This is a genomic window from Curtobacterium sp. Leaf183 (genome assembly GCF_001424385.1).
Lineage (GTDB): Bacteria > Actinomycetota > Actinomycetes > Actinomycetales > Microbacteriaceae > Curtobacterium.
The window spans coordinates 803,987-814,519 of sequence record NZ_LMPO01000009.1; the positions used below are offsets into that span (position 1 = coordinate 803,987).

Sequence of the window (10,533 nt, forward strand, 5' to 3'; positions counted from 1 at the left end):
TTCTTCCACCAGATCACGCCTCTGCTCGACCTCGTGCTTGGCAGTGAGTTATTCGCCTGCTTCGAGGAGCAGGAGGGGGTCCCCGAAAAGGCACGCGTCGATCGTCAGGTCAGGATCGATGCAGTCATCGTAGCCGCCGCGCTTGATGCCGAAGCGCTCAGAGAACCGCGTGCCTCGCCCCATTCGGTAGGCGCGCTCATCCAGTCCGCCCCGTCCCACCCCCGCACCTACACCGCCGTCGCCAAAGCCAACTGCGCCCGCGTCACCACCGCATCGGCCGCGGGCGGCCGCCCGTACGCCTCCCGGTAATCCCGCGAGAAGTGCGACGCACTCCGGAACCCCACCGCAGCCGCAGCCCGCGCCGCGGTGTCCCCGTGCACGACCATCCGGCGCCGTGCCTCCGCCAACCGCGTCTTCTTGAGGTACTGCGCCGGCGTCATGCCGGTCGCCTCCTTGAACCGGGCGAACAGCGTCGACTCACTCACCCGCAACGTCCGCGCGAGCCTGTCCATCGACCAGGGCTCCTCCATCCGCCCGGTGAGCAGCGCTGTCGCCCCGGCCACCACCGAGGGACCGGTCCCGTCGAGCGCCGCCATGATCCGCGGCGCCTGCGAGGTCTGCAGCAGCCGCAGCACGATCTCCCGCGAGACCAGGGGGAACAGCACCGGGATGTCCTCCGGCGCGTCGAGCAGCCCGAGCAATCGGGCGAATGCATCCGCGAGGGGCTCCGTCCAGCTCCCGAGCCGCGGTACCGGTGCCGCCAGGGCAACGGCGGGCACGGACATCGACGCGACGACCTCGCCGACGACGGCCGGGTCGAGCCGCCACACCGCCGAGACGAAGCCGTCCTCCCCCGCGGTGTCGACCACCCCGGCGACGACAGGCAGGTCCACGGGTGTGATGATGAACCGCTCGCGGCCCCACACCTGGTCGTCGTCCCCGACGATGGAGCGCTTCCGCCCGCGCAGCACCACCGACAGTGACGGCACGTACCGGCGGTCGAACAGTCCGGTCGGCTCGTGCACCCGCGACACGGTCAGCCCCAGGGTCTCGGCGTGGTGCGCCGATCCGATGCGGGCGATCGCCGCGTGGTGGTCGCTGCCGACCACAGCCGCGTGCGCCGACGCGATCGCCGCAGCGCGGTCCAGGTGCTGCGCGATCCGGTCGTCCATGTCGCCAACCTACCCACCGTTGATCGTCTCGATGAGCGGCTCGATGCCCCGGCGCGGGATCCGGCAAGGTCCTCGCGGATCCGGGCAAGGTGCGCACCCGCCGTCGGCCGGAACATCGACACATGACCACTGCACCGAATGACCAGACCGTCCCCCGCACCGCCCTGGTGACCGGCGCCTCGAGCGGCATCGGCGAGGCCATCGCCCGCGAACTCGCCGCCGACGGCCTGACCGTCGCCGTCCACGGCCGCGACGAGCAGCGCACCCGCGCGGTCGCCGCCGACATCGAGCGCCAGGGCGGCCGGGCCGTCGCGCTCACCGCCGACCTCTCCGCCAGCGCCGCGGAGATCCGAGCCTTCGCAGCCGACGCGCTCGACCAGCTCGGCGGTAGCGTCGACGTCCTCGTGAACAACGCCGGCCTCTACCCCGGCGGCCCGACCGAATCGCTGTCCGACGACACCGTCGACGCCCTGCTCGCGACGAACATCCGGGCGCCCCACGTCCTCGTCGCTGCACTCGCCCCCGGCATGACGGAGCGCGGAGGCGGCCACATCGTGAACATCGGCTCGTGGATGGCGCGCGTCGGCGTCCCCTTCATGGCCCTCTACCCCGCGACGAAGGCCGCGGTCGAGCAGCTCACCCGGGCCTGGGCAGCCGAGTACGGCCACCGCGGGATCCGGGTCGTGACCGTCGCGCCGGGCGCAACGGCGACGCCGGGCAACGCGGACTCGGCCGAAGTCCTCGCGGCGATGACGCAGGGCACTCCGGCCGGGCGGCCGGTGCAGCCGGTCGACATCGCGCGCGCCGTCCGGTGGGTGGTCTCAGACCAGGCTGCGTTCGTCACGGGCGGCACGATCGACGTCGACGGCGGGATCGCGTCGACGCGGCTCGCCTGAGCGGCGACCACAGGCCGGACTGGAGGCTCGGTGCCGGTCGTGCACCGAGCCTCCAGTCCGCCCCTGCGGAGGTCCCGCGGCTCCGCGCGTCCGGCGCCCATTGTCGTGTCGGTCGCATCCCCCGATCGGAGGACCCACCTCCACCGCCCCCACCGATCCCCCGCGCCCAGAACCCGGCCAGGCTGAAGGCATGCCCGACACCCCCGCCATCGAGGTCCGTCACCTCAGCAAGCAGTACGCGACCGGCAAGGTCGCCGTCGACGACGTGAGCTTCTCGATCGAGGCCGGCGAGACCTTCGCCCTCCTCGGCCCGAACGGCGCCGGCAAGTCCACCACCGTCGAGATCCTCGAGGGGTACCGCTCCCGCACGTCCGGCGACGTCAGCGTCCTCGGCCACGACCCGGCCCGCACCAGCCGCAGCCACAACGCCCGCGTCGGCATGGTCCTGCAGACCAGCGGCGAGTCCCCGAACGTCACGGTCGTCGAGCAGCTGGTCCACTTCGCCAAGCTCTACCCCCGGCACCGCGACGTCGACGAGCTCATCGCCGCCGTCGGGCTCGAGTCCCAGCGCACCACCCGCGTCGCACGCCTGTCCGGCGGCCAGCGCCGCCGCGTCGACGTCGCCCTCGGCATCATCGGCCGCCCCGAGGTCCTGTTCCTCGACGAACCGACCACGGGCTTCGACCCGGAGGCACGGCGCCAGTTCTGGGACCTGCTCCGCCAGGTGCAGGCGGAGGGCACGACGATCCTGCTGACCACGCACTACCTCGACGAGGCCGCGCAGCTCGCCGACCGGGCGGCGGTCATCGCCGACGGCCGACTACTCGACATCGCCCCGATCGACGAGCTCGGCGGCTCCGAGGCCCGCACACCCCGCATCCGGTGGCGCGACGACTCGGGTGCCGAGCACGAGGAGCGCACCGACGACGCCGCACGACTGATCCGCAGCAGCACGGAACCGATGCACGACCTCGAGGTCATCCGCCCCTCCCTCGAGACGGTCTACCTCGAGATGGTGAGCACACGATGACCGCGATGACCACGGGCGCCGCCCGCATCAGCTACGAGATCCGCTCGTACTTCCGCGCACCGGACTCGGTGTTCTTCACGTTCCTGTTCCCGATCATCATGCTGTCGCTGTTCTCGGTCGCCTTCAGCAGCGCCGCAGACATCCAGGCCGGCCCGAACGTCAGCGTCGACTACGCGACGTACTACCTGCCGGGTCTGGTCGCGACGGGCATCCTGCTGTCGGGCACCCAGTCCCTCGGCGTCGACATCGCCGGCGAGCGCAGCGACGGCACACTCAAGCGACTGGGCGGCACACCCCTGCCGGTCCTGAGCTACTTCGTCGGCAAGATCGGCATGGTCCTGGTGACGACCGTCATCCAGACCGCCCTGCTGCTGGCGATCGCCAGCCTGGTCTTCGGCGTCGACCTGCCCACCGACCCGGCCCTCTGGGCCCGGTTCGCGGGCATCATGATCCTGGGCATCGCCACCAGTTGTGTCCTCGGCATCGCGATCTCCGCACTCCCCCGGGAGGGCCGCCGCGCCACCGCCACGATCGTCCCGATCGTCCTGGTGCTGCAGTTCATCTCCGGCGTCTACCTCCCCTTCACACAGCTGCCCAGCTGGTTGCAGAACGTCGCGTCGGTCTTCCCCCTGCGGTGGATGGCGTCCGGCATGCGGTCCGTCTTCCTGCCCGACGCGTTCGCGTCCGCTGAGCCGGGAGGCTCGTGGCAGCTCCTCCTGGGCACGCTCGTGATGGTCGGATGGCTGGTCCTGGGCACGGTGGCCTGCCTGCTCACGTTCCGATGGAACCGCAAGGACGCGTGATCGTGCCTGTGGACAACGGTCGGAGCGGCACCGGGCGGTGGGATGCTGTCGGCATGGACCGCATCACCGCGCACCGCAACTGGGGCCTGCACGTGGCCTTCGCCGTCACGGTGGCCATGGTCGCGGTCATCACGCTGCTCGGGTGGTCGCCGTGGTCGACCAGGTGGCCGGCGTTCGCGATGCTCGGTGTCCTCGCCGTGGCCTACGCATCGTACGGCTGGCGCGGGTACGACAGCCCGCGTGCCGCTGCCGCCTTCGTACCGCTGCTGGTCGTCGCCGCACTGGTGCTCCCCGCGGTGGCCCCGAGCACCGCGTTCGTGCAGTGCATCCTGTACCCGGTGGCCTGGTGCCAGCTCGACCGGCTCCGCACCTCGGTCGTGGTCTCGGTGCTGATCGGCATCGCGTCCGGGGTCGGGCTGCAGATCGCCTCCGGCCCGGACGAACTGGTGAGCACCCTGCTGATCGAGGGGGTCAGCATCGTGGGTGCCTGCGCACTCGGGCTCTGGATCACCCGGATCGCGCACCTGTCCGACGAGCGCCGCCAGCTGATCGACGAACTCCGCGCGACGCAGGCCTCCCTGGCCGAGGCGAACCGGCACGCGGGCGTGACCAGCGAACGCGAGCGTCTGGCGCGCGAGATCCACGACACCGTCGCGCAGAACCTGGCCGGCATCGTCATGCTCACCGAGCGCGCGCAGAGCGACCTCGCCGGCCATCGCACCGACGCCCTCGAGGAACGCCTGGTCGTGCTCGAAGAGTCCGCACGTGCCGCACTCGAAGAATCGCGCGCGCTCATCGCTGCCGGCGCGGCAGGCGTTCCCCGCGACAGCCTCGGCGGGGCACTCCACCGACTCGGCGAGCGGCACACGCGCGAGACCGGCACGGCCGTCACCGTCGATGCTCCCGACTGCGCGCTCGACCGCGATGCCCAGGTGGTGTTGCTCCGTGTGGCGCAAGAGGCCCTGGGCAACGTCCGCGCCCACGCCGGTGCCACCGCGGTGCACCTCGAGCTGCACCACACCCCCGAACAGACGGTCCTGTCGGTGCAGGACGACGGCGTCGGCTTCGACCCGTCGCTCCCGGCCGCGGGTCACGGGCTGCGGGGGCTCCGCGACCGCCTCGCCCTGGCGGGCGGTACCTGCCGGATCACCAGCGCTCCCGGAGCCGGCACCGTCGTCCAGGCGACCCTGCCGTCGGCACCCGCACCGGCCCTCCCGTCCGCCCCGCTCTCGGCCGGACGCCCCGTGCCGCAGGTGACCCCGTGATCCGCGTGGTGGTCGCCGACGACCACCCGATCGTCCGATCCGGCATCGTCGCGCTGTTGCAGGACGCCGACGACGTCCAGGTCGTCGGTCAGGCCAGCGACGGTGCCGCGGCGGTCTCGGTCGCGCTTGCCGAGCGTCCGGACGTCGTGCTCATGGACCTGCGGATGCCGCTGCTCGACGGCGCCGCCGCGACGGCCGAGATCCTCGGGGTCGATCCGGGCGTCCGCGTGCTCATCCTGACCACCTACGAGTCCGACGACCAGATCCTCGCCGCCATCGAGGCCGGGGCCACGGGCTACCTGCTCAAGGCCGCGCCCGAGTCCGAGATCCTCGCCGGCGTCCGTGCCACCGCGCGTGGGGAGACCGCCCTCGCCCCGTCGGCCGCGGCTGCCCTGGTCCGCCGCGCCACGGGGTCGGTGCCGACCGGGCCGTCGTTGACCCCGCGCGAGCTCGACGTCCTCCGACTCGTCGCGCAGGGCAACAGCAACCCCGCGATCGGCCGCAGCCTGTTCCTCAGCGAGACCACGGTGAAGACGCACCTCGGCCACGTGTTCGAGAAGCTCGGCGTCAACGACCGCACCCGTGCGGTGACTCGCGCGATGGAGCTCGGCCTGCTGCGCTGAGGCCCGTCAGCCCCGAACGGCTGCCCGGTCCAGCCCGTTCGTCGTGGTGATGACCTGGCGGAGCAGGGTGGTCAGGCGTTCGGGACGCAGCGTGACGCTGTCGCCCTCGCGGCTCCAGGTCGCGACGCCGACACCGTCGATCCCCAGCCACCCGAACCCCGAGCGCGCAGCGTGGCTCCATCCGCGCACGGACTGCCAGGTCGGAGCCGTCCACGCTGCCCGGAACCAGGCGACGTCACTCGGGCACGGACCGGAACGGTCCTCGAACTGCGCGGACGAGATCGTCACCGTGTCCGCGCCGGCGATCGAGACCGCTGGATCCGGGGAGAGCCATGCCAGCAGGTGCCCCGCGACGGTACCGACGTCCACGACCCCGAGCATCGTCGAACCGTCCGGCTGCTCCGCGCGCACCACGCATCGCCGGCCCTGCACCCAGCACGACCAGCGGCTGACGACGTCCGGGTGCGCCGGGTCGTCGCGTTCGACGGCGAGCACCGCGTCGTTCTCCCGGACCGGACCGACCAGCTCGTCGCCCTTGTCCGTGACGCCGCCGAACCGGCCGACCAGTCCGTGCTCTCGCGCGGAACGGCCGGCCGCGGAGTGTCGAGCAGCGCCCGGCACCACGCCGCGGTCACGGAAGCGGACGAGGTGGTCGAGCACGCCGGCATCCGTCCGCCATCGCAGCACCGGCCCCGTGTCGCCGTCGGGCACCATCTCCGGCAGGCCGACCTGGGCATCGGTGTCCAGCGTGCACCACCGGGACTCGAGCAGGCCGTCGACGAGCTCGGACGTCGCGGGCCAGTCCTGCGCGGAGCACTGCACGTCGATCCGGAGGCGCTCGTCAGCGATGTCGACGCACCGGTGCTCGCGCACGACGACGTCGTGGGGCTCGGGCAGCGCCAGCAGGACCCGGTCGGCCGTGGCTTCCAGCAGCACGGCCTCCGACCCAGCTGCGAGCCCCCGACGTGCGTCCTCGACGGGTGACTCGGACGTCGCTCGGAGACGGATCGACACCGCGCCGTCCGCACGGTCGAGCCGCACGCCGCTCGCCGTCGTCGATGCCGTCCAGCCGACCGGGATCTCGACGACCAGGGCCCCGACGATGACGAGCGCATCCCACCGCGGGTCGGGCCAGGGATCCCACGGCACGTGCCGAGTCATCGGTGCATCCGTCGTCGGATCACGCGTGGCGCATCCCTTCGCGCCCTGCCGAGTGTCATGCCGATCCCCCCGAGCGTCACCAGGTCAGCACGAACCGTCCCCGCGTTCCACCGGCCTCGAGGCGCTCGTGCGCCTCGGACGCGCGGGACGCCGGCAGCGCCTCGGCCACCCGCGGCGTGATCGTGCCGCCCTCGACCGCGTGCCGCAGCCGCTCGAGCTTGTCGAACGAGCGGTACTCCCCGAACACCATCACCTGCTCGAACCGGACCCCCTCGGCGCCGTTGCCCTCCCAACCCCGCACGTCGATGAACGCACCGCCGTCGCGCACGGCGGGTACGACGACGTCGCGCTGCACAGCAGCGTCGGCGAGTGCGTCGACGCCCTCGGGCACGATCGCCCGCACGGCTTCCGCGAACCCGTCCCCACGCGGCACGATGTGGTCCGGCCCCAGGGAGCGCACGAGCGCCTCGTCCTTGGGTGCGGCGTCGGCGATGACCGTGATGCCCTCCGCCTTCGCGAGCTGCACCAGGTAGTTGCCGAGCAGGCCCGCGGCGCCCGTGACGGCCAGGGTCCCACCGCGCTGCACACCCGCGAGCTCGAGGATGCGGATCGCCATCAACCCGTTCATCGGAACGGTCGAAGCGAGCTCGATCGAGGTGTCCTTCGGGATGTGGGTGAACGAGCCGACCGGGGCGACGAGTTCTTCGACGTAGGCCCCGCCGTGCGTGCTGAGCGGCAGCGCCATGGCCATCACCGCGTCCCCGACCTGCCAGCCGGACACGTCGGGTCCGACCTCGTCGATGACCCCGGCGGCGTCCATCCCGGGCACGTACGGCGCCGACGCCTGGGAGCTGTCGCGCTCCCCCGCGCGGACGCCCGTGTCGGTGGGGTTCACCGCGAACGCCTGCACCCGGATCCGGACGGAGCCGGCTCCCGCGTGCGGCTCCGGTACCTCGTGGACGGCGAGGGCCTCGGGCCCTCCGAACTGCTGTACTCCGACGACCTTCACCCCTCCGTTCTACCGGGTGGCTGCGGATCGTTCCCAGGCGCCTCCACCTCGCGAGGGGTGTAGCGTCACATCGTCAGCATGCTGAACACCTGGGAGGACGCCACCGTGAGCACCACATCCGCACCCGATCGCCGTCGCTGGATCGGCCTCGTCGTGATCAGCCTCGCCGTCGCGCTGATCATCGTGGACTCGACCATCGTGAACGTGGCGATCCCGAGCATCGTCGCCGACCTCGACATCGGCTCGACGCTCGTGCAGTGGGTGCAGGAGAGCTACACGCTGGTCTTCGCCGCCCTGCTCCTGGTGTTCGGTGCCCTGGCCGACCGCTACGGCCGCCGTCGTCTGCTGTCCACGGGAGTGATCGTCTTCGCGGTGGCGTCGGTCCTCGCTGCGCTCTCCCCCACGGGCGACCTGCTCGTGGTCTCGCGCATCCTGCAGGGTATCGGCGGCGCCATGGTCCTGCCGACCACGCTGTCGATCCTCAACGCGACGTTCACCGGCCGCGAGCGTGGCATCGCCTTCGCCGTCTGGGGTTCCACGATCGGGGGAATGGTGGCAGTGGGTCCGCTACTCGGAGGCTGGCTGACGACCGACTTCTCGTGGCGCTGGGCCTTCGGCATCAACGTGCCGATCGTCGCCGTCATCCTGATCGGGCTCGTGTACGCCGTGCAGGAGTCGAAGGACGCCGAGCACGCGGGCCGCATCGACGTCGTCGGGGCGGTGCTCTCCGTCGTCGCGAGCGCCACCCTAGTGTTCGGCCTCATCGAGGGTCGGACCTACGGCTGGTGGACACCGTCGTCGACCCCGCTGACCATCGGCGACTGGTCCTGGTCGAGGGGCATCTCGCCGATCCCGATCGCGTTCCTGGTCGCCGTCGTGGCTGGTGTCGCGTTCGTCCGCTGGTCCCTCCGCCGCCAGCGCTCTGGCCGCTCGGCGCTCATCGCCCTCGACCTGTTCCGCATCGGCTCGTTCCGCAACGGCTCCATCGCCGCGCTCATCGTGTCGCTCGGCGAGTTCGGCATCATCCTGTCGCTCCCGCTCTGGCTCCAGAACGTCCTCGGCTACTCGGCGCTGCAGACCGGCTTCGTCCTGCTGGCCCTGGCCATCGGCTCGTTCGTCGCGAGCGGGTTCGCCGCGACCGTCGGCCAGCGCGTCGGAGCCCTGCCCATCGTGCGCATGGGCATCGGCGCCGAGATCCTCGGTGTCGCGGCGATCGGCGTCGTCATCAGCGCCACGACAGCGTGGTGGGCGATCGTCCCCTGCCTGTTCGTCTACGGCTTCGGCGTCGGCCTCGCGACCGCGCAGCTGACCGGCGTCGTGCTGCAGGACGTCCCCGTCGAACGCAGCGGCGAGGCCTCCGGTGCCCAGAGCACTGCCCGCCAGATCGGTTCGGCACTCGGCATCGCGGTCCTCGGCACCGTCCTCTTCACCTCCACGGGCACCGTCCTCGAGCACCGCCTGCAGGACGCCGGCGCACCCGCAACCGCGGCATCGAAGGTCGCTGACGCCGTCGTGCAGTCCTCGGGCGGTGCGATCGGGTCACTCACCGGAGACACCCGCGACGCCGCGGCCGTCGCCTTCTCGGACGGCACCCGCGCCGCAGCGTTCTCGGCCGCCGGCTTCCTCGTGATCGGGCTCGGCGCGACCCTGAGGCTGAAGGCCCCGCGTCGCAATGACGAAGCGCCTGAGTCGCACTCGAACCAGGTCACGACGGCCAGCGACTGATCCAGCCCCGGCGTACGATCGCCGGATGCACACGCGTCTGCTCCAGGTGATGCCCTGGCCCGACAGCGACGCCCCCGAGGTCCAAGCCGTCGTGCACTTCTCGCGCTCATGGCACACCGCGACGATGGCGCACACCGGTCGCCGACTCGTGCGGGTGCCGAACACGCCGCGATGGTCGCACGGTGGCGGGCTGTTCCGGGATCCCTCCAGCGATGAGACCTTCACGGTGCAGTCACTCTGGCCGCTCACCGACGAGCCCAACCTCTTCCCGGATGAAGCCGAGGACGACTCCTCGCCGTTCACCTGGCGCTTCACCGCGATCGAGGCCAACCCGACTGCAACGGCCCGCGCCGACGAACTCGATCACGCAGAGCGCCGCAAGAACGCCCGCCTCATGCGCCGTCCTGCGACGCACCCGGCAGAGCGCATCACCATCCGCCTGATGCCCGAGTACGGGGTGACATGGCCGCTCTGGGGTCCTGACGGCCCCCTCGAGCCCTGGGAGCTCGCACTCCCCGACGACCTCGTGGCGGATCTCCGAGCGTGGTTCGACCGATGGGAGCGCAGCTCCTCATCAGAGACCGGCTGGACGGACGAAACGGATCGCATGTCGTTCCACAGGGATGCGGAGCAACTGGCGGGACGCATCGGGGCCGCGACCGCCGCCTTCGCGATCGTCGAGGTGCACGGCGTCGCCGACGACGAATGACGGACTGGAGGCTCGTGGCTGGCTGATCGACGCCGGCGGAAGCCGTCCGGTGAACGCAGAAAACCCCTGACCAGTACTGGTCAGGGGTTCCCTGGTGTTACCAACGTTGAGTCCGGCGGCGTCCTACTCTCCCACAAGGT

At 71.6% G+C, this 10,533-nt stretch carries 10 protein-coding genes; 7 read left to right on the forward strand and 3 right to left on the reverse strand.

Annotated features, from left to right (window positions below; translation table 11 throughout):
• Positions 1 to 227: 227 nt before the first annotated feature.
• Positions 228 to 1,172, reverse strand: a complete 945-nt coding sequence (locus tag ASG04_RS14605) for an AraC family transcriptional regulator (protein ID WP_056125663.1) — start codon at positions 1,170 to 1,172, stop codon at positions 228 to 230.
• A 122-nt stretch (positions 1,173 to 1,294) separates the two neighbouring features.
• On the opposite strand from ASG04_RS14605, the gene ASG04_RS14610 reads away from it, so the two are divergent.
• From ASG04_RS14610 to ASG04_RS14630, 5 genes are all read left to right on the forward strand, one after another.
• Complete coding sequence (locus ASG04_RS14610; RefSeq protein ID WP_056125665.1) at positions 1,295 to 2,068, forward strand: SDR family NAD(P)-dependent oxidoreductase; 774 nt, start codon at positions 1,295 to 1,297, stop codon at positions 2,066 to 2,068.
• Between the two features lie 190 nt (positions 2,069 to 2,258).
• Positions 2,259 to 3,098: an ABC transporter ATP-binding protein gene (locus tag ASG04_RS14615; RefSeq protein ID WP_056125667.1), complete on the forward strand. Its 840-nt coding sequence runs from the start codon at positions 2,259 to 2,261 to the stop codon at positions 3,096 to 3,098.
• Between the two features lie 5 nt (positions 3,099 to 3,103).
• The gene (locus tag ASG04_RS14620; protein WP_082518230.1) at positions 3,104 to 3,901 is read left to right on the forward strand and encodes an ABC transporter permease; all 798 of its coding nucleotides are present in this window, start codon (positions 3,104 to 3,106) and stop codon (positions 3,899 to 3,901) included.
• Between the two features lie 53 nt (positions 3,902 to 3,954).
• Positions 3,955 to 5,166 (forward strand): sensor histidine kinase, encoded by a 1,212-nt coding sequence (locus ASG04_RS14625; RefSeq protein WP_162241731.1) that lies wholly within the window; start codon positions 3,955 to 3,957, stop codon positions 5,164 to 5,166.
• The gene (locus ASG04_RS14630) at positions 5,163 to 5,789 is read left to right on the forward strand and encodes a response regulator transcription factor (RefSeq protein WP_056125673.1); all 627 of its coding nucleotides are present in this window, start codon (positions 5,163 to 5,165) and stop codon (positions 5,787 to 5,789) included. The genes ASG04_RS14625 and ASG04_RS14630 overlap by 4 nt, the downstream gene beginning before the upstream one ends.
• Positions 5,790 to 5,795: 6 nt before the next feature.
• Here ASG04_RS14630 and ASG04_RS17500 read toward each other — a convergent pair whose 3' ends face one another.
• Positions 5,796 to 6,950 (reverse strand): hypothetical protein, encoded by a 1,155-nt coding sequence (locus tag ASG04_RS17500; RefSeq protein WP_056125675.1) that lies wholly within the window; start codon positions 6,948 to 6,950, stop codon positions 5,796 to 5,798.
• Positions 6,951 to 7,026: 76 nt separating this feature from the next.
• The gene (locus ASG04_RS14640) at positions 7,027 to 7,959 is read right to left on the reverse strand and encodes an NADP-dependent oxidoreductase (RefSeq protein WP_056125676.1); all 933 of its coding nucleotides are present in this window, start codon (positions 7,957 to 7,959) and stop codon (positions 7,027 to 7,029) included.
• A gap of 105 nt (positions 7,960 to 8,064) precedes the next feature.
• On the opposite strand from ASG04_RS14640, the gene ASG04_RS14645 reads away from it, so the two are divergent.
• Together ASG04_RS14645 and ASG04_RS14650 are read left to right on the forward strand one after the other, a co-directional pair.
• Positions 8,065 to 9,684, forward strand: coding sequence for an MFS transporter (locus ASG04_RS14645; protein WP_235515553.1), 1,620 nt, complete (start codon positions 8,065 to 8,067; stop codon positions 9,682 to 9,684).
• A gap of 25 nt (positions 9,685 to 9,709) precedes the next feature.
• The gene (locus ASG04_RS14650) at positions 9,710 to 10,393 is read left to right on the forward strand and encodes a hypothetical protein (protein WP_056125681.1); all 684 of its coding nucleotides are present in this window, start codon (positions 9,710 to 9,712) and stop codon (positions 10,391 to 10,393) included.
• Positions 10,394 to 10,533 lie beyond the last annotated feature (140 nt).

Excerpts from the sequence above, each read along its gene's own strand:
- ASG04_RS14605 (WP_056125663.1), bottom strand. The coding sequence starts at position 1,172 with ATGGACGACCGGATCGCGCAGCACCTGGACCGCGCTGCGGCGATCGCG.
- ASG04_RS14610 (WP_056125665.1), top strand. The coding sequence starts at position 1,295 with ATGACCACTGCACCGAATGACCAGACCGTCCCCCGCACCGCCCTGGTG.
- ASG04_RS14615 (WP_056125667.1), top strand. The coding sequence starts at position 2,259 with ATGCCCGACACCCCCGCCATCGAGGTCCGTCACCTCAGCAAGCAGTAC.
- ASG04_RS14620 (WP_082518230.1), top strand. The coding sequence starts at position 3,104 with ATGACCACGGGCGCCGCCCGCATCAGCTACGAGATCCGCTCGTACTTC.
- ASG04_RS14625 (WP_162241731.1), top strand. The coding sequence starts at position 3,955 with ATGGACCGCATCACCGCGCACCGCAACTGGGGCCTGCACGTGGCCTTC.
- ASG04_RS17500 (WP_056125675.1), bottom strand. The coding sequence starts at position 6,950 with ATGACTCGGCACGTGCCGTGGGATCCCTGGCCCGACCCGCGGTGGGAT.
- ASG04_RS14650 (WP_056125681.1), top strand. The coding sequence starts at position 9,710 with ATGCACACGCGTCTGCTCCAGGTGATGCCCTGGCCCGACAGCGACGCC.